The organism is Arthrobacter sp. ISL-30 (assembly GCF_018613855.1).
Lineage (GTDB): Bacteria > Actinomycetota > Actinomycetes > Actinomycetales > Micrococcaceae > Arthrobacter.
Genome location: NZ_JAGGPK010000006.1, coordinates 48,184 through 73,636, shown reverse-complemented (window position 1 = coordinate 73,636; position 25,453 = coordinate 48,184). Strand labels below are relative to the sequence as shown.

Genomic DNA, 25,453 nt, shown 5'->3' with positions numbered 1-25,453 from the left:
CCGAACAAAGGACTTCCTCATGGCATTGAATAGTGACCTCGAAGAGATTGACAGCCTTCCGGAAGCTCCGGTGGCACAGTCTTCGGCTACGCCGGCTCCGCTGCTCGAAACCGAAGACTGCGAACAGATCCTGCAGGAACTTCGCCAGACAGAAGGCGAGCAGGCCGCGCTGCGCCGAGGCCGCCGGGTCCTCGGACTGGACAAGACGATTTTCGGAATAACAGGCGTCCTGGCACTGGCGTTTGTGATGTGGGGCTTCCTCGGCAGGGACAGCCTCGCGAGCACATCGCAAGGTGCCCTGGACTGGGTTATGCAGAATACGGGCTGGCTGTTTATGGTGCTGGCATCCCTGTTCGTGGTCTACGTGCTGTGGCTTGCCCTGGGACGCTTCGGCAACATTCCCCTGGGCAGGGACGGTGAGAAGCCGGAGTTCCGGACGGTTTCCTGGATCGCCATGATGTTCGCGGCAGGCATGGGCATCGGGCTGATGTTCTACGGCGTCGCGGAGCCGCTTTACCACTACGTTTCCCCGCCGCCGGGAACGGTTGACGGCCAGACTCCGGCAGCCATCCAGACCGCCATGGCCACCTCCATCTTCCACTGGACCCTGCACCCATGGGCAATGTATGCGGTAGTCGGCGTCGCCATGGCTTACGGAACATTCCGGCTGGGCCGCAAGCAGCTGATCTCGGCTGCGTTTACATCCCTTTTTGGCAGCAAGACGGTCGAAGGCCCCGTCGGTAAATTCATCAACATCCTGGCCATCTTCGCCACCCTCTTCGGCACCGCCGCATCGCTTGGCCTGGGCGCCCTGCAGATCGGCAGCGGGCTGGCTTCCAACGGCTGGGTCGGGGAACTGGCCACCCCGGTGCTTGTGGCCATCGTCGCTGTGCTGACCGTTTGCTTCGTAGCCTCCGCAGTTTCCGGCATCCGGCGTGGAATCCAGTGGCTTTCCAATATCAACATGGTCCTGGCCGTGGTACTGGCGCTCATCGTCTTCGTCGCCGGGCCCACGCTCTTCATCCTCAACCTGATTCCTGCCGCGATCGGCGACTACGCCAGGGACCTAGCCGAAATGTCATCCCGCACTGAAGCCGTCGGCGACGAGGCCCTCCGGACCTGGATGTCCGGCTGGACCATCTTCTATTGGGCCTGGTGGGTCTCCTGGACTCCCTTTGTTGGCATGTTCATCGCCCGCATCAGCCGCGGCCGCACCATCCGTCAGTTCGTCACCGGCGTCCTGCTGGTGCCGAGCATCGTCAGCGTGATCTGGTTCGGAATCTTTGGCGGAACCGCCTTCAACATCCAAGCGAACGCGGACAAGACGGACAACCCGGCCGACGGCCTGGTCAAGATGGTCGACGGCGCACCCTCCATTTCCTTCGACGGCGCCCTCTTCGACCTCCTGCGCAACCTGCCCCTGTCAAGCGGCATCGCGGCGGCCGTGGCAGTCCTGGCCATGGTGCTGGTGGGCATCTTCTTCGTGACCGGCGCCGATTCGGCCTCCCTGGTCATGTCCAGCCTGAGTTCCAACGGCTCCAATGAGCCGTCCCGGGGCCTGGTCATCTTCTGGGGGCTCCTCACCGGGGCCGTGGCTGCCGTCATGCTCCTGGCGGGGGGCGACGTCCCCTCTGAAGCATTGTCAGGCCTCCAGCGCATCACCATCGTCGCGGCCCTGCCGTTCGTCCTGGTCATGCTGCTGCTGTGCTTCGCCCTCACCCGGGACCTTCGCAGGGATCCGTTGTCCCTGCGACGCCGGCTGGCCACTTCCGTCGTCGAACGCGCCATTCGAAGCGGCGTGAGTGAGCACGGCGGGGTCCAGTTCGACCTCGTGACCAAGCATGAATGCGACGAACGGTGCTCTGCGGACGGGCGCTGCGTTGGCGAAGCCTCCAACTCAGCCGGCTCCAACTCAGCTGCCAACGCCGCATCCACCAACTAGGAGAGAACCGTGACCACAGCTCTTGAAAGCCGTCCCGTCGGCGGGGCAACGGCCGAAGCCGGGGCCGTGACGGCGGGGACCAAGCCCCGGCCGGCCGAATTCGTCCTCACACTGGCCTGCCCCGAACGGCCGGGAATCGTCCGGGCGATCACCGGTTTCCTGGCCGACCGCGGCTTTGACATTGTGGAGCACCAGCAGTTTGATGACCACGTCAGCGGCAAGCTCTACCTTCGCACCGCTTTCACCGGAAGCGGCATCGTTCCCACAGAGGCCACGGCAGAAAGCCTCACCACCGAATTCGCGCACATCGCCGACGAGTTCAGCATGGACTTCGCCATCCATGACGGCCGCCCGCAGCGCCTGCTGGTCATGGTCTCCAAGTTCGGCCACTGCCTGAACGACCTCATCTTCCGCTGGCGTGCAGGCAGCCTGGGCGCGGAGATCGCCGTCGTCGTCTCCAACCACGAGGACCTCCGCCCCATGGCCGAGGCCGCCGGACTGCCGTTCATCCACGTCCCCGTAACGCCGGACACCAAGCCGCAGGCCGAAGCACGGCTGCTGGAACTCGTCGCAGAATACGAGGCTGACCTGGTGGTCCTCGCACGCTACATGCAGGTGCTCTCGGACGAGCTGTCCCAGTCCCTGCGGGGCAGCGCCATCAACATCCACCACTCGTTCCTCCCCGGCTTCAAGGGCGCCAAGCCCTATCACCAGGCCTATGACCGCGGAGTAAAGCTGGTGGGTGCCACCGCACACTACGTAACGGCGGACCTCGACGAAGGCCCGATCATCGAGCAGGAAGTCTTCCGCGTGGACCACAGCCTGGACCCCAATGCGTTGGTGACGGTGGGCCGGGACGCCGAATCCCAGGCCCTGTCCCGCGCCGTCCGCTGGCATTGCCAGCACCGTGTCCTGCTCAACAACACCCGCACAGTCGTATTCCGCTAACGTAAACCAGGAGAACCACACACCATGAGCGCATCACCACGCGTCGTCATCATCGGCGCCGGCATCGTCGGCACCAACCTTGCGGATGAACTTGCCAGCCGGGGCTGGACCAACATCACGGTCGTCGAGCAGGGGCCCCTGGAGCTGGCCGGAGGCTCCACCTCCCACGCCCCCGGCCTGGTTTTCCAGACAAACCCATCCAAGACCATGACCGAATTCGCCAGCTACACAGTGGATAAGCTGCTCTCCCTCAGCGCCGACGGGGTGTCCTGCTTCAACCAGCTGGGCGGGCTGGAACTGGCCACCACCCAAACCCGGCTTCAGGACCTCAAGCGCAAGCTCGGCTACGCCACCTCCTGGGGCATCGAGGGCCGGCTCATCGACGCCGACGAGTGCGAGAAACACTGGCCGCTGCTGAACACGGGTTCTTTCGCGGATGGACGCAAGATCCTTGGTGGCCTCTACGTCCCCTCGGATGGCCTCGCCTCGGCCGCCCGAGCGGTGCAGCTGCTCATCAGCCGTTCCCGGGAAGCCGGCGTTACCTACCTCGGTTCCACCACCGTCACCGGGATCTCCCAATGGGCGGGCAAGGTCACGGGCGTCGAGACCTCCTCAGGCGTCATCCCAGCCGACATCGTGGTCTCCTGTGCCGGCTTCTGGGGTCGGGAACTGGGCAAGCTGGTGGGCATGAAGGTGCCGCTGCTGCCCCTTGCCCACCAGTACGTGAAAACCACGCCGCTCCCGGAACTCGCCGGACGCAACGAGCTTCCCAACGGCGCCAGCAAGCCAATCCTGCGCTATCAGGACAAGGACCTCTACTACCGCGAACACGGCGATCGGATCGGCATCGGCAGCTACGCGCACCGGCCCATGCCCGTAGACATGGAGCGGCTCCCCAATGTTGGCGCCGGGGAGATGTCCGACCACAGGATGCCATCCCGCCTGGACTTCACATTGGAGGATTTCGCCCCCTCATGGGAGGACAGCCAGGACCTGCTGCCCGCCCTGCATCGGGCACAGATCGACGACGGTTTCAACGGCATCTTCTCCTTCACCCCCGACGGCGGCCCGCTCATGGGCGAGTCGCCCGACGTCGAGGGCTTCTTCGTAGCCGAAGCCGTATGGGTGACCCACTCGGCTGGCGTCGCCAAGGCCATGGCCGAGCTGCTCATCGAGGGCCAGCCGCGCACGGACCTGCACGGCTGCGAGCTCACCCGCTTCGAAAAGGTGCAGACCAGCGACGCCTATGTCAGCGAAACCTCCCAACAGAACTTCGTGGAGATCTACGACGTCCTGCACCCGCTGCAGCCGAAGGAATCCCCGCGTGACCTGCGCGTCAGCCCGTTCAACGTCCGGCAGAAGGAACTGGGCGCGTTCTTCCTGGAATCGGCTGGCTGGGAGCGCCCGCACTGGTTCGAAGCCAACCGCGGACTGCTTGAGGAACTGCCTGCTGAGTGGCGGGCACCGGAGCGGGACTCCTGGTCCGCGATGTTCCACTCCCCCATCTCGGCCGCCGAGGCCTGGAAGACGCGCACCGCCGTCGCCCTCTACGACATGACGCCGCTCAAGCGGCTGGCGGTCACCGGTCCTGGCGCCCTGCCCCTGCTGCAGCGGCTCAGCACCGGTAACATCGCCAAGAAGCCCGGCGCCGTGACGTACTGCCTCCTGCTAGCAGACGACGGCGGCATCCGCAGCGACGTGACGGTGGCACGGCTTGGGGAGGAGGACTTCCAGCTGGGCGTCAACAGCAATGTGGACTTCGACGACCTTCGAGCGGAGGCCCGGAAGCAGTCGGCTGCCGAGCCAGCCCAGTGGGTCCATGTCTCAGACATCACGGGCAGCACCTGCTGCATCGGCCTGTGGGGACCGCTGGCCCGCGAGGTGATCGGCAAGGTCTGCGGCGACGACCTCAGCAACGACGGGCTGCGCTACTTCCGCACCAAGGAAATCAGCATTGGCGGCATCCCCGTGACGGCCATGCGCCTGTCCTATGTGGGCGAGCTCGGCTGGGAGCTGTACACCACGGCCGAGTACGGCTTGAAGCTCTGGGACCTTTTGTACGAGGCAGGCCAGGAGCATGGCATCATCGCGGCGGGGCGTGGCGCCTTCAACAGCCTGCGGCTTGAGAAGGGGTACCGGCTGTGGGGCACCGACATGACCTCGGAGCACCACCCGTACCAGTCAGGGCTCGGCTTCTCCGTGGCGAAAGACAAGGAAGGGTACGTGGGTTGCGAGGCGCTGGCGGCCCGGAAGGTGGAGCCTGCCACTCGGGAGCTGCGCTGCCTGACCGTCGACGACGGGACGTCCGTGGTCCTCGGCAAGGAACCGGTGTACGTGAAAGGATCGGCTTCCGGCTACGTCACCAGCGCGGCCTACGGCTACTCAATCCGCAAGCCGATCGCCTACGCCTGGCTGCCGGCCGGCATTTCTGAGGGCGATTCTGTGGAGATTGAGTACTTCGGGCAGCGGGTTGCGGCGACCGTCACGGCCGAGCCCCTGTTTGACCCGGGCATGGAGCGTCTGCGCGGCTGATCGGCGGCCGCAGCTTGGCCTGCCGGCGAAATTGACCCTCTTTGCCGAAGGTTCGACGGCGACACACTCGGATTCCACGGTGTGTCGCCGTCGTTTTGGGCTGAAAGAGGGTCAAAACTGTCCTGCTGCGTCAGTTTGTCCGTGCGGGCCCGATCGACTCCCGGATAACCAGCCGCATCGTTGGCGTCGAGGGGAGGTTGTCCGGGGGCGGGACGCCTTGGACGGCGGCGATCAGCTCGGCCATGCTCCGCTCCCCGAGCGCCTCAAGGTCCATGCTCACGGTCGACAGTGACGGGACGAAGAACCTGGACTCCGCCAGGTCGTCCCAACCGAAAACACTGATCTGCCCGGGGACTGCAATGCCCTTCTCGTGGAGGGCACGCAGCACGCCGAAGGCCATTTGGTCGTTGGCTGCCACCACGGCCGTTACCCCAGCAATTTTCACAATCTCCTGCGCAGCGGTGTAACCCGAGGCCGCGGACCAGTCTCCGAGCCCGATGCCGTGAGAGGTCAGGCCCAGGCGCTGGATCGCATCCTCATAGGCGTCGCGGCGGTTGCGCGCCGAAAGCCAGGCCTCGGGGCCGGCCACATGGAAAAAATGCCGGTGCCCGAGGCCAGCAAGGTGCTCAACGATCTTCGCTTCGAAGGTGCCGTCCGCCAGGCTCCCGCGGCCGCGCATCTTGTCGTCGTATTCCCCCGCCACCACAACGGGAACAGACGACTGCAGGGAACCAGAGTTCCCGGGCAGCGGAGCAAAGGACAGGAGGCCGGCAAGATCCTCGCCCGCAAGCAGATCGCTGATCTTTTGCGAGCGTTCCTTCGCGGTTCCCTCCAGCGACACCACATCGACGCGATACCCGGCGGCGTGGGCAGCCTTTGCCGCACCATTGAGCATCCGCAGCGGAAAGTACAGGGATGCCTCGGGCACGAGGACAACCACGCGATACTGCTTCCGCGTGCGCAGGGAACGGGCAGCCAGATTAGGCGAATACTTGAGCTCCGCCATCGCCTTTTCTACCCGTTCCAAGGTTGCCGGCTTCAGCCCGCCCTTGTCCTTGAGGTAGCGGGACACGGTCTGATGGGAAACCCCGGCCAGGGCAGCCACCTCGTACATCGTGGCAGGCTTGCTCCTGTCCTGCCCGACCCCGGCTTGCGCCATCCCGGCCTCCTGCCCGCTCGTCCCTGTTTCCCACCAGCCTAGACGGGTGGCCGCCTTGCCCCTGCTTCAACCGCCCTATCCCGCCATCTCCCCAGGCTCCCAGGTGTGCAGCCTGCCGCACATGCCGAAACTCCCTTCCACCGGAGCCTGCCGGGATCGCGCTACAGCTGCCCGCTTTAGGTGACAGTAGTCGCCCTCCTCCAGGGCATTAAGCCATTCCTCGGTCCGGACAGCTTCGGCGGCAACAGTTCGGCTCCATAGGGCCCGCCAGTCCGGGACCCGGGACTTGACCAGTTGGACGGCGTCGCGATGAAACTCTTCGACGGCGGACGCGTCGCCTGCCAGCACCGCCTTCTTCAACCGGACATAGCCCGCCATGGCGGCATCCCGCCGTGCCCGCGCTGCCTTCCCAACGTTGATAGTGCCGGTTTCCGGTCCGGGCAGCAGCGCCGCACGGGCATAATTGTCCCGGTCTCCCACGATGTCGGCAGGGAAAGTCAGCACAGCATCCCCGGCCTCCGGGAGTCCCGCATTCTGCATGATGACCAGCAGGTCGAGCCCATCAGTGTTGATGAGCCGGTGAATGGTTCCCGGGCTGAACCAGAGGAGGTCCCCAGGAGCGAGATCATGAACCGCATGGCCGGCGGGGCGAATTGTCTCCACCTGGCCGGTTCCCGCCAGGACCAGATAGGCCTCGGTGGAGGCCGTGTGCATGTGCGGCGATCCTCCGCAGAGGCCGTCCGAGGCTTCCCAGTCGTAAACGCCGAGCCGCGTTAAGGCCGTCCCTCCCGGAAACGAGGGCAGCATCTGCTCACCGCTCATGACGCGGTGAAAACCTGGTAATGCCGGACGGCAGCTTCCGCGACCTCCGCCAGGTCCGACAGGCGCTCCGGTGTGGACTCGCCGTCGGCAATGACGACGGCGTATCGGTTCACCATGGTGCCCCCGGCGGCGAAGGTGACTTCCTCACTGAAAAAGGGTGCGGGACCAAGGCAGGCGAAGGGCTCCGATCGGGCAAACCACTGGGGCGGGTGCTGGGCGTTACGGTCATCATCCAGCATGAGTACCGTGGAGAAGCGGCTGGTCTCATCGTGCTGGCCTACAAAGGCCATCCAGGGCGATCGTGCTCCGCGCAACTCCTCGCCGCCGGACTCCGAAGGCCCGCAAATGCTCCCCCCAGTGAACGAGCGAGGGCCCCGCCAGAAGAGACCGCCATAGCCCGCATTGTCCCGGCCCTCCGTGGTGGGGGAACCGATCTGCACATCCTGGCCTGAAACGTTGGTCATGGCCGACTCGAAAAGCAGGATCCAGGAGTCGCGGTCGGCCCCGGGAGCGACCTCAAACGAGCGGGTTTCTTCAACAACTTTCAGCCCGGACCGTGCCTGCCAGGACAGCTCATGGGAAAACCGGAAGGTATCGCCCACAATGCCCGACTCCAGGATCTTCACGTGATCCATGCGGCCGTTGTTCGGCAGCCACTGGTAGTCCCGTCCCCTCCGATAGCTTGGGCCTCCCCAGAAGTTGTCATCCCCGAAATGGGGAAGGGACCAGGCGATCCCTTTGTGCCAGACGTGATCGTGAGGCCGATAGATGCTCACGGTGTCCCCAGCCGGGGTGCGCACGGGGTGGAAGAACGGCCTCGGCGATTCCCGCTGCTCGTCGTCGGACTTGTATGTGTAGCTCAGGATGTCGACGTCGCCGAGGTTGACATTGACTGTCCCTGCCTGTGAATCGTCCTGCCAGTCCAGATTGCTGGTGATGTTCATGCCTTTGATGCCTCCTGCTGCTTCCACGGTTCCAGATGCCCGTCCATGCGCGAGTAGAAGGGGTTCGCCTCGTCGATCTGCCCACGTTCAATGGGCATTCCGGTCAGACTGGAGGCATAGATGGCGGCCGCGAGTTCCATGGTGGCGTAGGCGTCCTGAAGCGACACCGAAGCCGGGCTCCCTGTGCTGAGAGCGTCGACAATCGCCTTGTATTGCGCCAAGTGACCGCTTGCGACGTCGTCGTCGGAGGCCCAGGCCGCCCTCAGTTCCTCACTGCCGGGGGCCGGAGTGAATGACCAGTTGTTGTTGCTGTAGCCATAGAGATGCTCGAGTTCGACCGTCGCGAACTCGTAGTCGAGCCGGAGCTGCGAGGTTTCCCGTGGCGAAATCACGGAACTGGTGATGGTCGCGATGGCACCGGATTCGAAGCGAACGATCGCTGCCGAGACATCCTCGGTGTCGGTCTGCCGGGCCAGCTTGGACGCGAAGGCTGTCACTTCAGCCCACGGCCCCCAAACATGGGTGAGCAGATCGAACTGGTGGATGCCGTGACCCATCGTTGGGCCTCCCCCTTCGACATCCCAGCGGCCGCGCCAGGGGACGTCGAAGTAGGCCTGGTCGCGGAACCAGAACGTGTTACACGCTCCGACGAGCGGCTTTCCCAGGAGCCCTAAGCTCTGCAGGCTCACCAGCCTTTGCGCTGCCGAGCCGAAGCGGTGCTGGAAGATGCAGCTCACGGAGCCTGCCGAGGCGGCTTCGGCGTGCTGGAGCTCGCGCATTTGCCTTAGGGACAGCGCCGGGGGCTTTTCGATAACCACGTGAAGGCCATAGGACAGTGCCTCCAGCGCGAGGGGTTGGTGGCTCGACGGCGGCGTACACACTGCCACCATGTCAAGGGCGCCGTTGTTCAAGGCGTCAGCCAGGCTCACGGCTGTCCGGCCGATGGCAAACTTGTCCGCGAACGCTTCGGAACGCGAGGGTTCGACGTCGATGGCGACTGCGAGTTCGATCCCTTCCTGCTGCAGGAGCGCCCCGGCGTGGGCATGGGCGATGCCGCCCGTGCCGATAATCCCGACGCGCAGGGGGTGGTTTTCTTCTGGGCCTGTTTGCTGCGTTGTCATTCCCGGCTTCCTGATTAAGGACGTAAATTCGTCAGAAGGCGTTGGGCTGCCCTGTCCGAATCGACCCTGAGTAAAAGTTATCGATAACGCAATTGTTTGTTATCGATAACTTTGTCGTCAAGGTCTCGGGGAAGAAAGGTGCCAAGAGGATGCTGGCATCCCAGGAAACGCAAGCGTAGCGTCGGATCAGAAAATGAAAAGCGTCGCACGAATGTGGACGGTGTCCCATGTCGGGCACAGTTGCAATCCCGTGAAGGAGGGGGGATGGCTGGATGGAATGCCGATACTGCTGCCGGGCCTTGGGGCACCGGGACGGTTACGTTGGTGGAGGGGACGTCCTTCTGTATCTCCTCCGCAAACGGAGACATCCATCCGGAATATTCGCACGGGGTTTTCCAGGAAGACACCCGCATCCTGTCCCGCTGGAATCTCACCGTCAATGGCAAGCCGCTGGAGCCGCTCGCGGCGGAGATGAAGCAACCGTACCGTGCCCTTTTTGCCTGCCGTGTTCCCCGCTCTGACGGACATGCGGACAGCCCACTGATCGTGGAGCGCCTGCGCGAAGTGCGTGCCGGAATCCTGGAGGAGATCACGGTCCGGAACTATTCATCGCATGCTGCGAAGTGCAATGTTGCCTTGGTGGCCGAATCGGATTTCGCGGACCTCTTCGAAGTAAAGGAGGCACGCGTCCCACGACACTGGGAAGAGTCCCGCCAGCCGGACGGCGATTCGCTGACCATCCGGGGCGTCTGGCGGGACGTCCGGAAGGGCGTCGTCGTCAAAGCCAGCGGTGGCGAGGTTGGACCGGAAGGCGTTACTTTCCGTATCACCGTCCCGCCCCATGGACACTGGACCGGACTGCTAAGCGTGGTACCCGCCCTTGATGGAACTGGCCCAGTGTCACCCATTGGGCGTCCTGCTGAGGGCGAAATGTCCTTGAGCGACCGGAGACGCCAGGAGTGGGTGGCCAAGATCCCGGTGCTGCACATGGGCAATGCCTCCATCGAACACACCCTACAGCGCAGCTATGAAGACCTCGGCGCCCTTAGGATTGAGGATCCTGAACATCCGGATCGCGTTGTTGTGGCCGCCGGCGCCCCATGGTTTATGACCCTGTTCGGACGGGACTCCATATGGGCCTCGATCATGTCGCTTCTGGTGGACCCGTCCCTGGCCCTTGGCACACTGCAGACCCTGGCCGACCGCCAGGGCAAAGTGGTAGACAATTTGAGCGAGGAGGAGCCGGGCAGGATCCTGCACGAGGTCAGGCTGGACATTTCCAGCGGATTGGCGCTCGGCGGGAAGTCGGCCTACTACGGAAGTGTCGACGCCACTCCCCTGTTCGTGTCCGTGCTTGGCGAGGTGAGCCGTTGGGGTTTTGCCAGCGACACTATCGCAGCGCTGCTGCCCCATGCCGATCGCGCTCTGGACTGGATCCGGGATTACGGCGACAAGGACGGGGACGGCTTTGTCGAGTACGAGCGCCTGAACCCCCGCGGGCTCATCAACCAGGGCTGGAAGGATTCCTCGGACGGCATCAACTTCGCGGACGGCAGGATGGCTGAGCCGCCAATCGCAGTATGCGAGGTCCAGGCCTATGTCTACAGCGCGTACCAGGCCCGCGCCAAGATAGCTTACGACGCCGGTGATCTGGCCTTGGCGGCCGAGTTGCGGGACCGCGGCGCGCTGCTGAAAAGGCAGTTCAACGAACAGTTCTGGCTGCCAGACAAGGGCTACTACGCTGTCGCGCTGGACCGTCACAAGAGGCCCGTCGATGCCTGCGCTTCCAACATGGGGCACTGCCTGCTGTTCGGCATCGTCGATGAGGACAAGGCGCCGCTGGTGGTCGAACGGCTCATGTCCCGCGAGATGTTCAGCGGCTGGGGAGTCCGAACCCTGGCGAGCGACATGGCTGCCTACAATCCCGCCAGCTACCACAATGGATCGGTCTGGCCCCACGACACTGCAATCGCTGCGGGCGGACTGAGGCGCTACGGTTTCGTGGAGCAGGCGCAGCGGATCACCACCGCCCTGTTGGAAGCGGCGGAGTACTCGGGTGGTCGGCTGCCGGAACTGTTCTGCGGCTTCAGCCGGGAGCAATTCGCCCAGCCTGTCCCCTACCCGACGGCGTGTTCGCCGCAGGCCTGGGCGGCGAGCACGCCACTTATGCTGATAAAGAGCCTGATGGGCTACCAGCCGGATGTTGCCCTCGGCGCCGTGTGGCTGAATCCAGTACTTCCGGAGTCCTACGGCTACCTGCATATCACCAACGCCCCCATGGCCGGAGGACGCATCACCATCGATATTTCCGGTTCCACCGCCACCATCGAAGGGCTGCCCGAGGGCATGGTGTTCCACCACGGAGCCCGGCCGCCGATGGCAAATCTGGTGGAACAGGCCAGATTGCGCCCAAAGACTTAGCGACCGGGCCGCCGCACTGTGCCCGCAGTTAGCCGAGCATCTCCAACAGCAGTCGGCAGGCGCTGGGTACCGGCTCGATAATCTCGGCGTTTGTGGTCCTCGCCAAACGCGCGGCCGTGGAACTCAGCGGACCACCGGCGATTATCACGGCCTCGGCGCCGTCCTGCGTGGAAAGTTCGACGGCGGCTGCCAGCTCCCGGTACTGCCGTTCCGGGTCCGCGGCCAGCACCAACGGTTCCGACTCGGTCAACCGGACCCCGGTGAAGCACTCCGATTTGCCGTGGGCTGCTACGAGCTTGGCCAACGATGAGGCCAGGAGCGGCGTGCTGGTAGCCATTCCGAACCGGCGATTGCTCCTCGACGCCGCCAGGATGGAGCCCTGGCCGATACCGAGGACTGGAACGGCGAGTTCCTCGTGGAGCTGCTCGCGACCCGGGTCCCCTATGGCGGCTACTATTACCGCTGCTATCGCACCGCCGCTGGACTCCGACGCACCGTCACTGGACCCCAACAGATGGTCGAGGACAGCTGCTCGGACGTACTGCTGTGATTCAGCCAGGGCTGCGGGGTCTACGATCATGGCAGGCCCCGCTGCAGCCGTGAGGCCGATAACCTCGAAGCCGTGGGGTGCGAGGGTCTCCTTCGCGAGCTCGGCCATCATCGCCGTCGTTTTGCTGTTCGTGTTTGGGTTCACGAGCAGGACAATGTTTGGGACGTTAGTGCCCATAGATCGCAGCCTCCTCGTCATCGGAACCGGAACCGCCGTCGGCATCTTCTTCGAGCGGCTTGCCGAACGTCTCGGGCGGGAACTGCACCGCGACTGCCAGGATGCAGAAAAGCACAGCGAGCGTGGTGAACATGCCACCCAATCCTGCGACGTCGAAGACCGCCCCTGAGATCAACGGGAAGAGGCCGCCCGAAAGGGAGCCCGCCGCCAGGATGATTGAAGTGCCGAAGCCGCGGGTGCTCGTAGGGTAGAGCTCCGGCGCGAACAGCCAGATTGTTGTGTTCAGGATGATCACGGCGAAGTTGAACAGGACTCCGAAGATGACCACCAGCACAATATCAGTGGCCAGGAAGGCCATGGACAGTCCGGCGGCGCAGCCCAGGACAGCCGCCGCGGTGAGCACCTTCTTGCGCGGCAGGCGGCTGGCCAGGTATGCGGCAGTCCCCGCGCCCAGCAGGGAGCCGGACTGCATGATGAGGGTGAACCACAGGCTGGTGTTCACGGCGTAGCCCTGCGAAACCAGAATGGTGGGCATCAGCGTGAGCATGGAGATCTGGGCCGCATAGGACATACAGACGGCGATGCAGAGCAGGACGGTCCGCTTCAGCAGCTTGCCGCGCAGGGCGTCCTTCCAGTGGCCCGAGGACTTTGCTGCCTCAGGATCCGGCCCGGCAGTGATGAACTGTTCGGGATCGCTGATCGGGCCCGAGAGCTTGCCCCGGGCCAGGCGGGTAATCACCAGGTTCGCCTCGTCGATCCGGCCCTTGGATGCGAGGAACCGGGGAGTTTCGGGGACGAACCGGCGGAAGAACATGACCAGCAGCGCCGGGATGAAGAGCAGGCCGAATACCCAGCGCCACTTGTCCGGACCGTCAAAGAGGGTGAAAACCAGGATGCCGAAGGCCGGCGCGAGCATGTTGCCAAGACCGGCAGCCGTGACATTGATGAGTCCGACCGCCGTACCGCGGTGTTTGGCCGCGAAGAATTCGGCCATCATGATCACTGCTACAGCGATCTCGCCGCCCAGGCCGAAGCCCACAATAAAGCGACCCGCAGCCAGGATGGGGTAGTTGGGTGCCACGGCGCATAACAACGAACCGCCGGCGAAGATGATCAGGTTGATGATCAGCATCTGCCGCCGACCGTATTTGTCTACGATCAGCCCGGTGGCCAGGCGGCCAAGGGCCGTGGCCGTGAACGTCATGGTGTTCAAAAAGCCGATTTCGGTGCCGCCCAGGCCCCATGCTTCCCGCAGGACGGGGCCGGTGATGCCTACGGCATTTTGTTCGAGGGCGTCAAAGAAGACACCCAAAAGAATCATGAAGACGATTTGTCGGTGAGCGCCCGTGACGCCGATCCGCTGGTATGCGCCCTCGATTTGTTTTGCCAGCGTTTTCGCCGGTGATCCAATCCCCGGCGATGCCGTTGCCTCGCCTGCAAGCTCTTTATCCACAGTGCGCTCCTTACTGAGCTCTGAAGTCCCCCGTCCGCGCCTCAACGGACGCATTTCCATGATGCGAAATACTGCTATCGCATACAGGAATGTGAGTCAGATTACAGTTTGGGATCCCAAAAATTCAAGAGTCTTCCCAAAATCGGATTGTGACCGCCCGGCAGCCCTCCCAGCACCTGGGCGCAACTTTGACCCTCTTTGGGGACAGAACGGCGGCGACACCCCGGACTTACCGGAATGTCGCCGTCGATCTCGGATCAAACAGTTTCAGAACTGCAGCGCGGAGGGCTTAGCTAATGGCCACGTCGTCGAAGGTCGCCGTAGTCAGAGTCGACGAATCGCCAGAGTACACAACCAGGCCGATGTAGTAAGGGGCGGCGCCGAAGTCCGCAATCACCTGTTCCCCGGTGGTGGTCCAGGTACTCCCGTCGGAGGAAACGGCAGCCGCGAAGGTGCTTCCCGTACGGTTCAGGCGCACCCAGGTTCCCGAGCCGCTGCCGATGGAGGTTGCCCTGCCAGCGACTGCCAGCCTCCGGGAGAACTGCGCGCTGGAGGCGCTGAGGACGGATGCTGCCATGAGGTCGAAGGGAGAAAGTGACTTGCACATAATTACCCCTACGCGTGCAGCACTCCCGGCGTTCTCCCGACTGGTGATCTGCGCAATGATGGTGTGATCGCCGGTCACCGGCTGGTAGAGGACATGGCCAACCATTCCCTGACCGTTCACGTCCAGTCCGGACCCTGCTCCGCGGACGATGAGACGACTGCCATCAGCGCTCGCGCTGCCCGCTGTACGGAGGGCGGCAACGCCGTACGCACCGAGTTGCCGCTCGTCGAGCACATAGTCGCCGAAGTCTGAGTATGACCAAGGTGCGGCAGGTGCGACGCCGATGGCGATTTTCAGTGCGGCGCTTGATCGCCCGGCACCTACCGTGACATCAAAAGCCCCCGCCTGCCTGGGGATGCCCGAGATGACGCCGGTCCGGTCGTCGAGAAGCAGACCGGGCGGGAGGTTCCGGACCCAGTAGCTTGCAGGGTCGGGGGTTGCCTGGATGCGGTGTGAGAAAGCCAATCCGACGTTCCCGAATGCTGCCGGGGAGCCCTGCAGAACCGGATTCACTTGGGCAGGCATCACGGCCGAGACCTCAACCGAAGCTGGGCCTTCCCCTGCCGTGTTGGTCTTCGCCACTGAGTAGTAGTACTGGCGGCCGGGCGTGCCGGTGGGGTCCGCGTAGCGGATCCGAACTCCAAAGCCCACAGGACCGACGTCGCTGGCAATCGTCTGGTGAGGACCGAGGGGCTGGAGCCCGCGCTTGACGGTGTAGCGGGCCGCCGGATCAGGATCGGCCCACGCCAGTTGAATGGCGCCCACACCGGCTGCAGCAGTGAGGCCGGAAGCGGTGCCCGCCGGCTTTGCTACCGACCACCCGCCGACAGTGACGTTGTCGAATGTCGCAGTACCGGACTCCGTCGTCGAGCCCGATTTGGTGGCACCAAGGCAGGAGCAACTGGCCAGGCCGGCATAAACTTCACCACCGAGATCGATTTCCGTGGAGCCGACGTCCGTCCACTCCCGGCCATCGGGTGAGATGGCGCCCGTCAGGGTGCTGCCCCTCCGGGTCAGGCGTACCCAATACGGCATGCGTAGCCGGTAGCCATCGCCCGCTGCCTCGACGTAAGGGGCCCGCAGCGGGGTCGCGGAATCCGGAAGGGAACCGTGCTCGGTGATGGGGAATCCGGCCTTGACCGTGATGCATTCCTTTTGGGTGGGTGGAACGGGAGTGCTGCCCGTCCCCGATGTGGGAGCGCCGGTGGTGTTTCGAGTGGTCCAGACGCCGCTCCACGTATGCAGGGGAAGGCCCTGGATGAGCATGGCTGCATGCGGGGAGCCGGCGTCGAGGGACGATCGGACCATGACGCCGATCTTGGCGTATTGGGAGCTGATGGGGTGGCCAATGCGGGCCGTGATGACGCCATCGCTTTTCAAGCGCGTGTAAGTGAACCTGAAGTCGTCCGCTGCGCCCGCGATGTCGCTTCCCAGATCCTCGACGACGAAGTGCTCGCCGTCGAAGGTCGTGCTGCCTGCAGGGGACGCGGAACCAATGTCCATAGATGCCCAGCCCGTGGGCAGTCCGATCATGCCGGCCACCGCCGCAGAGTCCGGGCCCATGCCTGTTTCATTGACGGCCGTGACCATGTAGAAGTACGTTCGGCCCGGGCGCACTGCGACGTCAATGAACTCATTGGCAGTCACGTCGGCAGCTATCACGCTGTAGTCGCCGCCTGCTTCGGAGCGCTTGACGGTATAGCTGCGCGCCGGAGCGCCGCTGCTCGGTTCGACTGCCCCGATCCAGGTCAGGGTGATCCGCCCTTCTGCGCCGACAGCGCGGAGACCGCCCGGGCCCCCGGGAACGGACGACGGCGTGCTGCCGCCTGCTGCCGGTCGGGCGTAGGTGAGGGTTCCCCAGCCCGGATCATCCTCATGCCAGCCTTCGATAATGCGGGAGCCGTCCACGCCACGGAAAACCGCGGCCTGGGTGTTGGGTGCGGACAGTCCGAGCCGGCTGACGTAGTGGGAGTAGGCCAGTTCGTAGATCGGGCGGAACTCGCCGCGCCCCCTCGGTGAGATCGCCGTCTTGAGGTATTTGCCCGTGCGGTCAAGGTCGGCGACGAAGGGGACATCGTCATAGCCCAGGTTGTAGCGGGCGTTGTACTCGTATCCGGCAAGGATCCGCCGTCCGGCCAGGGCGAAAAGGTCCACACCCTGATTCCACGCGACCTGGGCACAATAACCGAGCAGGCCTTGTCCGAGCTGCTCGTGCGGCTGGTCCCTCCCGCTTTCCTGGCCTTGGCCGGAATCGTTGACTACACGATTGAGCACCGAGCCGTTGCCGGAGCCGAAGGCTGCCCACCGGAGGCCATTCTCGAACATGACCCTGTCGTCGCTCAACACGGCGACGGCGAGGATCGTTTGCAATGCGGCGTCGTCCCAGTTTCCGTTGGCGAAGAGCGCATAGCCGGAAAGGGACTCGTACCAGACGGTGCGCAGGGAGCGCACGCAGGCCTGGAAGTCCTCCTCCGGCCACCCGTCGTATCCGCTGTGCCGCAGGAGCTCAGCGGCGTTCGCAAACTTGAAGCCCTGGAGGCCTGACCCGAGCTGTCCGTCAGCCCCCGTGATGGCGGTAAGGCTTCGTGTCCAGGCGTTGAGGATGTCGCGAGACTTGTCGGCATGGCGCTTGTCTCCGGTAACAGCCCACATGAGCGCGTTCTGGTAAGCAGCGGCCGCATCGCCGGCTGCCTGGCCCGGGAAGTTGGACGGCCCCCGGCCCCATGAAGTGACTTGGCCTGTGTTTTGCACTTTGTAGGAGTACGAGGACCGGGCATTCGCTGCCATGGCCAAGTATCCGTCGTAGATCGGCTGCTCCTTGCCGGCAACAGCACGACGCATGCGCTCAAGGTCTTCGGCCCGGTGGAGGATGCCGGGGTGGGCGAAGGCCGGACCAGGCATAGTGGCATCCGTCATGACATAGGCGTGATCGACGGGTCCTCCCGCCCAAGGTGTGGCCTGCGCCGCCCGTGCCTGCGCTGTGTGAACTACGCCGACCACCGTCCCAAGACCCGCGGCCTGAAGCAGGGCCCGGCGGCCAAGATCCGGGTTAACAGGGTTCATTCGCATACTCCTTTGGATGTGGATGGTCCCGGTTGTGCCGGGTGATAACGATATCCTAATGCCGAGATAACGATATCCTGATATCGGCAAAACTGACCCTGTCTGGTTGCAGCAAAACTGACCCTGTTTGGTTAAAGAACGACGGCGACACTGCGGACTTGCCGGAATGTCGCCGTCGATCTCGGGCTAATAAGGGTCAGAAATGCAGAAAACTAATCCGCTGAGAGAGTCTCTTGGTGCGGTATGAAGCGGACGAACATGGCTTTGAAGCCGGGGGTGTTGGATTCGCGGCGACGTTTTCCTTGTGGACCAGGGCGTTGGCTTCGGGGAAGTAGGCCGCGGCGCAGCCTTTCGCGGTGGGGTAGGCGACCAGGCGGAACTTTTCGGCGTGCCGGTCCTGTCCCTGGAACGTGCTGACCACGTCGACGAGGTCCCGGTCTTTGAAGCCGTGCTCGGCCAGGTCTTCGGGGTGGAGCAGGATCACGCGGCGGCCGTCGGAGATGCCGCGGTACCGGTCATCCACGCCGTAGAAGGTGGTGTTGTACTGGTCGTGGCTGCGGATGGTCTGCAGCACCAGATGCCCCTGGGGCGGGGTCAGGTATTCCAGCGGGCTGACGGTGAAGCGGCCGCGTCCGATGTCCGTGTTGAAGGACCTTGTGTCCCGGGGCGGGTTGGGCAGCACGAAGCCGTTCTTGGTCCGGATGCGGGAGTTGAAGTCCTGGAAGCCGGGGATGACGCGGGAGATGTGGTCCCGAATCACGTCGTAGTCCTCGGCCATGGCCTTCCAGTCCACCGGGTGATCCTCGCCCAGGGCGGCGTCGGCCATCCGGGCAATAATCACCGGTTCGGCCAGCAGATGCTCCGAGACCGGCTGCAGCCGGCCCTGCGTGGAGTGCACCACGGACATGGAGTCCTCCACGGACAGGAACTGCGCGCCCGTCGGGTGCTTGTCATCCTTGTCCGTCCGGCCCAGGGTAGGCAGGATCAGCGAGGTGCGGCCGTGCAAAATGTGGGAGCGGTTGGGCTTGGTGGACACATGCACGGTCAGCCCGATCCGCTGCATCCCGGCCTCCAGGGCCTCGGTGTCGGAGCAGGCGAGCGAGAAGTTCCCGCCCATGGACACAAACACGTCCACCTCGTTGCGCTCGAACGCCTCCATGGCCTCCACCGCATCAAAGCCGTGCCCGCGCGGGGAGACGATCCCGAACTCCGCATCCAGGGCCCGCAGCAGCCATTCCTTCGGTTTCTCCCAGATGCCCATGGTCCGGTCGCCCTGGACGTTGGAGTGCCCGCGCACCGGGCACGCCCCCGCCCCGGGCTTGCCGAAGTTGCCCTGCAGCAGCAGGACATTGACCATTTCCTTGATCGTGTCCACCGAATGCGGCTGCTGCGTCACCCCCAGCGCCCAACAGAAAATCGTGGCCTTGGATGCCACCAGCATGGACGCCACGGTCTCGATCTGCCCACGGGACAGGCCGGTGGCCTTCACGGTTTCCGCCCAGTCCAGCTCCCGACGGGCCCGGCGGTACGCCTCGAAACCGTCCGTCTGCGCCTCGATGAAGGACCGGTCAACGACCGTGCCCGGGTGGCGCTGCTCCTCGGCCAGCAGCAGGTGCCCCAGGGCCTGGAACAACGCCAGGTCCCCGCCCACCTTGATCTGCAGGAATTCGTCGGCCAGCGGCGTGCCGCCGCCCACCACCCCTGAAACCGTCTGCGGGTCCCTGAAATTGAACAAACCGGCCTCGGGCAGCGGATTCACCGCCACCACCTTGCCGCCCTTGTCCTTGCACTCCTTCAACGCCGACAACATCCGCGGATGGTTCGTCCCGGGGTTCTGCCCCACCACGAAAATCAGTTCCGCATCATGAATGTCCTCCAGGGACACGGTCCCCTTGCCGATCCCGATGGTCGGGTTCAGCGCCGACCCGGAGGACTCGTGGCACATGTTCGAACAGTCCGGCAGGTTATTCGTCCCCAGGGACCGCGCAAACAACTGGTACATGAACGCGGTTTCATTGGCCGTCCGGCCAGAGGTGTAAAACACGCAACGGTCAGGCGTGCTGGGCCGGATGTGTTCACCGATGAGCTCGAAGGCATCCGCCCAGGAGATCGGCGAATAGTGGGTGTCGCCTTCCCGGACCACCACCGGTTCACTGAGTCTGCCCTGGTTCCCCAGCCAGTACTCCGTCTTCTCCGCCAGTTCCGCGATGGAATGCCGGGCCCAGAACTCCACCCCGACGGTGCGGAGCGTGTTTTCCTCGGCCACGGCCTTCGCCCCGTTTTCGCAGAACTCGGCCGCCTTGCGCTTCTTGTCCGACTCCGGCCAGGCACAGCCCGGACAGTCAAAGCCGCCGCGCTGGTTCAGGCGCAGCAGTGACTGGGCCGTGCGGGTGACACCGGCCTGGGCCACAGCGCGCTCCAGCGCGACCATCACGGCCTTGACGCCTGCGGCTTCCGTCTTGGGCTTCCCGACGGCGAGGGCGTCCTCGTTGATGTCCGCGACTGGGGCGGGCTGTTTGCCGAACTTCATTGTTCCAACTTTCTTACCGGCTAGCATCGTGCTTCTTGACCGCCCAGTAAGGCGCGCCAGCTTTCCTGGCGCGCCTTACTGGGTCCTGCTTGATGTGGGAAACCCTGCTCTACTGGTTCACCTGGGCCAGCGTCTCCCGCTCGGCAGCAATAGAGGTGTTCTCCCCGTGCCCGGTGCGGACCACGGTCTCCGCCGGAAGGACCAGCAGCCTTTCCCGGATCGAGGCCAGGATGGTGGGGTAGTCGCTGTAAGACCGGCCGGTCGCTCCCGGACCGCCGTTGAACAGGGTGTCCCCGGTGAAAACTGTGCCTTCGCTTTCCAGGTAGAAGCACGTGGAGCCCGGTGAGTGGCCTGGTGTGTGGAGGGCCTGCAGCGCGGTGCCGGCAACCTCGAAAACGTCGCCGTCGCCGAGGTAGCGGTGCGGACCGGCGTCGGGATACACCTGCTCCCAGAGCATCAGATCCTCGGGGTTGAGGTAGATCGGGGCGCCCACGGCCTCCGCCACCGCCCGGGCCGCCCCGATGTGGTCGTTGTGCGCGTGGGTCAGCAGGATGGCCAGGACCTTACGGCCGCGGACCTGGTTGATGATGGCGTCCGCATCGTGCGGGGAGTCGATGATGACGCATTCGTCGTCGTTCCCTATGATCCAGACGTTGTTGTCCACGTCCCAGGTGCCGCCGTCGAGCGAGAAAGTGCCCGAGGTGACCAGGTTCTCGATAGTGACGCCCATCAGCGTACCCTCGCCGAAGGAAGTTCGACGACTGAACGCAGCACCTTGCCCTCGTGCATCCTGGTGAACGCTTCTTCCACCTGGTCGATGGTGATCCGTTCGGAGACAAAGGCGTCCAGGTCCAGGTTGCCCTGCTTGTAGTGCTGGACCAGCATGGGGAAGTCGCGGGAGGGCAGGCAGTCCCCGTACCAGGAGGACTTCAGGGAGCCGCCACGGCCGAAGACGTCCAGCAGGGGCAGCTCGAGCTTCATGTCCGGCGCCGGGACGCCCACCAGCACCACGCGGCCGGCGAGGTCGCGGGCGTAGAAGGCCTGCTTGTACGTCTCGGGACGTCCGACGGCGTCGATCACCACGTCCGCGCCGTTGCCCCCCGTCAGGGCCCGGATCGCATCAATCGGGTCTTCTTCGCTGGAGTTCACGCCGTGCGTGGCGCCGAGGGACTTGGCCATCTCGACCTTGTTGGAATCGATGTCCACTGCGATGATCGTGGTGGCACCGGCGAGTTTGGCGCCGGCGATCGCGGCAATGCCCACCCCGCCGCAGCCAATCACGGCCACTGATTCGCCGCGCTTTACCTCGCCGGTGTTGATCGCTGCACCGATGCCGGCCATGACACCGCAGCCGAGAAGCCCGACGGCGGCCGCGTCGGCGTCCTCGTCCACTTTGGTGCACTGCCCTGCAGCCACCAGGGTCTTCTCAGCGAACGCTCCGATACCCAGGGCCGGCGAGAGCTCCGTGCCATCCTCCAGGGTCATCTTCTGGCGGGCGTTGTGGGTGTTGAAGCAGTATTGCGGCTGGCCCTTGGCGCAGGCCCGGCACTGCCCGGCACACGGCCCGCCAGTTCAGGATGACCCGGTCTCCGGGAGCCACCTCGGTGACGCCGGAACCCACCGCGCTGACCACAGCCGTGGCCTCATGACCGAGCAGGATGGGGAAATCGTCGGTGATTCCACCCTGCTTGTAATGCAGGTCTGTGTGGCAGACCCCGCAAGTAAGGATGTCCACCAAGGCTTCGCCCGGACCGGGGTCCGGCACCAGGATCGTCTCCACGGCCACCGGGGCGTTCTTCTCCCGCGCGATGACGGCCTTTACTTTGTGCACCATATTCCCTGTGTTCCTTTCCAGAGTCCCGAAGGACTCGTTGGCAACGGCACCCGCTGCCAATCTAGCTGACTCGTTGCGGCTCGACGGTTTCTTCTTGGGGCCCGGCTGGTTTCTGCGGGGCGGCTTCCGCGCTGGACGAGGGGTGGGCTGCCACCGCGGCGGCGTGCTCCGCCAGGACGCCCGTCTGGTGCCTGAGCTTTAGGCGGTAGAGCAGCACGCCACCAATGATGACTGCCCCGACGAAAATGACGCCGCCCCACTGGAGGTACCACGCAAAGGGCGGTACGGAGTTGTAGATCTCCGGACGGGGCCAGATCAGGTTCACCGTCATGGCTCCGCCCCACAGCACGGCCAGGATGTTCACCAGGACGCCCCACTTGCCCAGGCTGAAGCCGGGTTCCGTACCGTCGTCGGCCAGCGGCCACTTCTTCAGGAATCGCTTCCGCAGTAGCGGCACGGTGACCAGCAGGTAGGACAGGTAGATCAGGACAATGCTGATGCTGGACATGATGGTGAAGATCGCCGGCTGCATGATGTTGACGATCAGGGGAATGATGGCGAGGACCCCAATGACGATAGCCGCAACGGTCGGAGTCTTCCGGACCGGGTCCACTTTGCCGAGCTGCCGGCTGAACGGCAGGTTGTTGTCGCGGGCCATGGCGAACATCATGCGGATGGCGGCGGCATGGACGGCCAGGGTGCAGACCACAACGGCCACCACGATGCAGACCAGGAAGGCCTTGCCGAAGGGGCCGCCCAATACCGAGAGCACGATGTACTGAAGGCCTCCGTCGGCGGCACCGATCTTGGGGTCGCTGAGGTCCGGAGCGGCCAGGATTCCGCCGAGCAGAAGGAGTCCGCCCAGCAGGAAGGACGCGGTGACGGCGCGGAGGATGGCCTTCGGAGCAGTCTTCTTGGGATCTTTCGTTTCCTCGCCGAGCGAGCTGGCGGTGTCGAAGCCGTACATCACGTAGCCGGAAGCCATAGCCGCGATAAGGAAAACCCCGAAGAAGCCCAGGGGATGTTCCTCGCCAAAACCTGTGGTGTCGAAGAGGACTTCGGGCCCCCTCACGACGTGCCAGGCCAGGGCCAGGATCATGAGAACTGCTGCTGCCAGCTCGACGAACACGCCGATGCTGTTGATCCTGGTCATGAGCTTCACGCCGAAGGCATTGATCAGGGTGGAGATGCCGATCATGATGCTGGCCAGCAGGACGCCGTTGATCGCGAAGTCGTACTGCCCCGTGCCGTCACCAATGATCTGGAAGCCCGACCAGATTTGCGGCAGGGTGATCTGCAGCGCGAGGGCCACTGCTCCAAGAGCCACCATGGAGGAAATGAGCAGAAGCCAGCCGGCAAGCCAGGACCAGGTTCCCGATGAGAGCCTCTTGGCCCAGTTGTAGACCGAACCTGCCACCGGATACCTGCCGGCCAGTTCGGCGAAGCACAGGGCCACCATCAGCTGGCCCACGAAAACTATTGGCCAGGACCAGGCGTAGGCCGGACCGGCTGTGGAGAAACCGAAGTAGAAAAGCTGGAAAACGCCGGTGAGGATGGAGATGTAGCTGACGCCGGCGGCGAAGCTGGCAAACTTGCCGATGCTGCGGTCAAGAGTCTGGGCGTAGCCAAACTCGTCCATGCCGCTGGAGTCAGCACTCTTTTTGGGTTCTAACATCTGAGCTCCTAAGTCGAATAGCACGATGGTGAAGGCCGGCGCCGTAGATGGCGACGGCGTTATCCACGGTCGGGAGCTGGGCGTCGCGTCGTTGCGAAGCGTTCTCCCGACCGGTTTCCCCCTTGGTGATGCCTAGCCGGTAATGCTCGTCCTAACCCTGCACCTGACCTGGCCCTGAAGAGCCAAACCAGCCGCCGGGACCGGGCCGGGTGTTCTGCCAGATGTGCTTGGTTTCCCGGTACTCGGCCAGACCGAGTGCTCCCAGTTCCCGTCCGTTGCCGGACTGTCCGAAGCCTCCCCACTCGGCCTGCGGCACGTAGGGGTGGTAGTCGTTGATCCAGACCGTGCCGTGCCGCAGTGCCTGCGCCACGCGTTGCGCACGGGAGGCATCGCTGGTCCAGACCGCGCCGGCCAGGCCGTAGACGGTGTCGTTGGCCAGCTTGATGGCCTCGCCCTCTGTGGAAAATGTTTCCACCGTGAGCACTGGACCGAAGGATTCCTCCTGCACCACGCTCATCGCACTGTTACAGCCGTCCAGGATGGTGGGCGGGTAGTAGCTGCCGCCGGCGAGCGCCGGGTCATCCGGGATAACGCCGCCGCAGACAAGCTGCGCTCCTTCCGCCACTCCTGCCTGGACGTAAGCGTGCACCTTGTCCCGGTGGGCGAAGGAAATCAGCGGACCGGTCTCGGCGTGCTCATCGAAGGGCCCGCCCAGCCGGATCTCGCGTGCCCGGCGTGCCACCTCGGCCACAAACTCGTCGTGGATGGATTCTTCGACGATCAGGCGTGCGCCCGCAGAGCAGACCTGCCCGGAGTGCAGGAAAATCGCGGTGAGGGCGAAATCGACGGCGGCGTCCCGGTCGGCGTCGGCAAAGACGATGTTGGGGTTCTTGCCGCCCAATTCCAGGGCGACCCGCTTCACTGTGCCTGCCGCTGCCGCCATAATGCGTTTTCCGGTGGCCAGGCCGCCGGTAAACGAGACGAGGTCCACTCGAGGATCGGTGCTGAGGACAGCACCTACTTCCGGGCCGGTACCCGTCACGAGGTTCGCGACGCCGGCAGGGACACCGGCTTCGCTTAGTGTGTCCATGAGCAGTACGGCCGTGGAGGGCGTCAGCTCACTGGGTTTGAGGACGAAAGTGTTTCCGGCGAGGAGTGCCGGGGCCACTTTCCAGGACACCTGGAGCAAGGGATAGTTCCACGGGGTGATGAGTCCGCAGACGCCCACGGGCATGTGCACCACCCTGCTTATGGCATCCGGGTTCCCGGTGTCGATCACCCTTCCAGCGTCGGTACCGGCAATGCCGGCGTAGTACCGGAAGCAGGCGATGACGTCGTCGATGTCGTATTCGGCCTCTACATAGCGCTTCCCGGTGTCGAGCGCCTCGGCCGTGGCGTAGGCGGCCTTGTCCCGCTCAAGGATTTCGGCCACCCGCTGCAGGACTTGCCCGCGCTCCTTTTCAGCGGTTCGCGGCCAGTCGCCGTCGTCGAAGGCGCGCCGGGCGCTGGCCACCGCTGCCTCGGCGTCCGCCGCAGTCCCCTCAGCGACGACGGCTACTTCAGTTCCGTCGGCCGGGCAGCTGATGGTGCGGGTGTGGTCCGCGAACGACGGCGACCACTCGCCGTCGCGATAGACGCCCCTGGCCAGCTTGAGCTCAGTATCTATCGTCATTTC

At 64.4% G+C, this 25,453-nt stretch carries 14 protein-coding genes and 2 pseudogenes; 4 read left to right on the top strand and 12 right to left on the bottom strand.

Annotation, left to right across the window (positions count from 1 at the left end; all coding sequences use genetic code 11):
* Positions 1 to 19: 19 nt before the first annotated feature.
* The 3 genes from J7E82_RS02030 to J7E82_RS02020 are packed head-to-tail and all read left to right on the top strand — an operon-like array spanning position 20 to position 5,422.
* Positions 20 to 1,942 (top strand): BCCT family transporter, encoded by a 1,923-nt coding sequence (locus J7E82_RS02030; protein ID WP_214859833.1) that lies wholly within the window; start codon positions 20 to 22, stop codon positions 1,940 to 1,942.
* Positions 1,943 to 1,951: 9 nt separating this feature from the next.
* Positions 1,952 to 2,890, top strand: a complete 939-nt coding sequence (gene purU / locus J7E82_RS02025) for a formyltetrahydrofolate deformylase (RefSeq protein ID WP_214859832.1) — start codon at positions 1,952 to 1,954, stop codon at positions 2,888 to 2,890.
* Between the two features lie 24 nt (positions 2,891 to 2,914).
* On the top strand, positions 2,915 to 5,422 hold the full coding sequence (locus tag J7E82_RS02020; RefSeq protein ID WP_214859831.1) for an FAD-dependent oxidoreductase: 2,508 nt from the start codon (positions 2,915 to 2,917) through the stop codon (positions 5,420 to 5,422).
* 130 nt (positions 5,423 to 5,552) lie between these two features.
* Here the strand turns inward: J7E82_RS02020 and J7E82_RS02015 are convergent, their stop codons facing one another.
* The 4 genes from J7E82_RS02015 to J7E82_RS02000 all read right to left on the bottom strand — a co-directional run bounded on the left by J7E82_RS02015 (position 5,553) and on the right by J7E82_RS02000 (position 9,468).
* A complete protein-coding gene (locus tag J7E82_RS02015; RefSeq protein ID WP_214859830.1) occupies positions 5,553 to 6,581 on the bottom strand; it encodes a LacI family DNA-binding transcriptional regulator in 1,029 nt (342 codons plus the stop codon).
* A gap of 75 nt (positions 6,582 to 6,656) precedes the next feature.
* Positions 6,657 to 7,403: a cupin domain-containing protein gene (locus J7E82_RS02010; protein WP_251041324.1), complete on the bottom strand. Its 747-nt coding sequence runs from the start codon at positions 7,401 to 7,403 to the stop codon at positions 6,657 to 6,659.
* Positions 7,400 to 8,347, bottom strand: a complete 948-nt coding sequence (locus J7E82_RS02005; RefSeq protein ID WP_214859829.1) for a PmoA family protein — start codon at positions 8,345 to 8,347, stop codon at positions 7,400 to 7,402. Before J7E82_RS02005 ends, J7E82_RS02010 begins: the two co-directional genes overlap by 4 nt.
* Positions 8,344 to 9,468 carry a Gfo/Idh/MocA family protein gene (locus J7E82_RS02000; protein WP_214859828.1) on the bottom strand — a complete coding sequence of 375 codons (1,125 nt, stop codon included), beginning with the start codon at positions 9,466 to 9,468 and terminating at the stop codon, positions 8,344 to 8,346. The genes J7E82_RS02005 and J7E82_RS02000 overlap by 4 nt, the downstream gene beginning before the upstream one ends.
* A gap of 264 nt (positions 9,469 to 9,732) precedes the next feature.
* Between J7E82_RS02000 and J7E82_RS01995 the strand changes: the two genes are divergently transcribed.
* Positions 9,733 to 11,889 carry a glycogen debranching N-terminal domain-containing protein gene (locus J7E82_RS01995; protein ID WP_214859827.1) on the top strand — a complete coding sequence of 719 codons (2,157 nt, stop codon included), beginning with the start codon at positions 9,733 to 9,735 and terminating at the stop codon, positions 11,887 to 11,889.
* Positions 11,890 to 11,917: 28 nt separating this feature from the next.
* Here the strand turns inward: J7E82_RS01995 and J7E82_RS01990 are convergent, their stop codons facing one another.
* The 8 genes and pseudogenes from J7E82_RS01990 to J7E82_RS01955 form a co-directional block, all read right to left on the bottom strand.
* The gene (locus J7E82_RS01990; protein ID WP_214859825.1) at positions 11,918 to 12,616 is read right to left on the bottom strand and encodes an aspartate/glutamate racemase family protein; all 699 of its coding nucleotides are present in this window, start codon (positions 12,614 to 12,616) and stop codon (positions 11,918 to 11,920) included.
* Positions 12,606 to 14,069, bottom strand: coding sequence for an MFS transporter (locus J7E82_RS01985; protein ID WP_214859823.1), 1,464 nt, complete (start codon positions 14,067 to 14,069; stop codon positions 12,606 to 12,608). Before J7E82_RS01985 ends, J7E82_RS01990 begins: the two co-directional genes overlap by 11 nt.
* Before the next feature lie 289 nt (positions 14,070 to 14,358).
* Entirely contained in the window at positions 14,359 to 17,739 is a 3,381-nt protein-coding gene (locus J7E82_RS01980) for an alginate lyase family protein (RefSeq protein ID WP_214859821.1), read from the bottom strand.
* 212 nt (positions 17,740 to 17,951) lie between these two features.
* Positions 17,952 to 20,269: pseudogene (locus tag J7E82_RS01975) on the bottom strand (FdhF/YdeP family oxidoreductase).
* Between the two features lie 109 nt (positions 20,270 to 20,378).
* On the bottom strand, positions 20,379 to 20,999 hold the full coding sequence (locus J7E82_RS01970) for an MBL fold metallo-hydrolase (protein WP_214859813.1): 621 nt from the start codon (positions 20,997 to 20,999) through the stop codon (positions 20,379 to 20,381).
* Positions 20,999 to 22,103, bottom strand: a pseudogene (locus J7E82_RS01965) (S-(hydroxymethyl)mycothiol dehydrogenase). The gene J7E82_RS01970 and the pseudogene J7E82_RS01965 overlap by 1 nt, the downstream one beginning before the upstream one ends.
* Positions 22,104 to 22,164: 61 nt before the next feature.
* Positions 22,165 to 23,778, bottom strand: coding sequence for an APC family permease (locus J7E82_RS01960; RefSeq protein ID WP_214859811.1), 1,614 nt, complete (start codon positions 23,776 to 23,778; stop codon positions 22,165 to 22,167).
* Positions 23,779 to 23,929: 151 nt separating this feature from the next.
* The gene (locus J7E82_RS01955) at positions 23,930 to 25,450 is read right to left on the bottom strand and encodes an aldehyde dehydrogenase family protein (protein WP_214859809.1); all 1,521 of its coding nucleotides are present in this window, start codon (positions 25,448 to 25,450) and stop codon (positions 23,930 to 23,932) included.
* Positions 25,451 to 25,453: the final 3 nt, after the last annotated feature.

Excerpts from the sequence above, each read along its gene's own strand:
- J7E82_RS02030 (WP_214859833.1), top strand. The coding sequence starts at position 20 with ATGGCATTGAATAGTGACCTCGAAGAGATTGACAGCCTTCCGGAAGCT.
- J7E82_RS02020 (WP_214859831.1), top strand. The coding sequence starts at position 2,915 with ATGAGCGCATCACCACGCGTCGTCATCATCGGCGCCGGCATCGTCGGC.
- J7E82_RS02015 (WP_214859830.1), bottom strand. The coding sequence starts at position 6,581 with ATGGCGCAAGCCGGGGTCGGGCAGGACAGGAGCAAGCCTGCCACGATG.
- J7E82_RS02010 (WP_251041324.1), bottom strand. The coding sequence starts at position 7,403 with ATGAGCGGTGAGCAGATGCTGCCCTCGTTTCCGGGAGGGACGGCCTTA.
- J7E82_RS02005 (WP_214859829.1), bottom strand. The coding sequence starts at position 8,347 with ATGAACATCACCAGCAATCTGGACTGGCAGGACGATTCACAGGCAGGG.
- J7E82_RS02000 (WP_214859828.1), bottom strand. The coding sequence starts at position 9,468 with ATGACAACGCAGCAAACAGGCCCAGAAGAAAACCACCCCCTGCGCGTC.
- J7E82_RS01995 (WP_214859827.1), top strand. The coding sequence starts at position 9,733 with ATGGCTGGATGGAATGCCGATACTGCTGCCGGGCCTTGGGGCACCGGG.
- J7E82_RS01990 (WP_214859825.1), bottom strand. The coding sequence starts at position 12,616 with ATGGGCACTAACGTCCCAAACATTGTCCTGCTCGTGAACCCAAACACG.
- J7E82_RS01980 (WP_214859821.1), bottom strand. The coding sequence starts at position 17,739 with ATGAACCCTGTTAACCCGGATCTTGGCCGCCGGGCCCTGCTTCAGGCC.
- J7E82_RS01970 (WP_214859813.1), bottom strand. The coding sequence starts at position 20,999 with ATGGGCGTCACTATCGAGAACCTGGTCACCTCGGGCACTTTCTCGCTC.
- J7E82_RS01960 (WP_214859811.1), bottom strand. The coding sequence starts at position 23,778 with ATGTTAGAACCCAAAAAGAGTGCTGACTCCAGCGGCATGGACGAGTTT.
- J7E82_RS01955 (WP_214859809.1), bottom strand. The coding sequence starts at position 25,450 with ATGACGATAGATACTGAGCTCAAGCTGGCCAGGGGCGTCTATCGCGAC.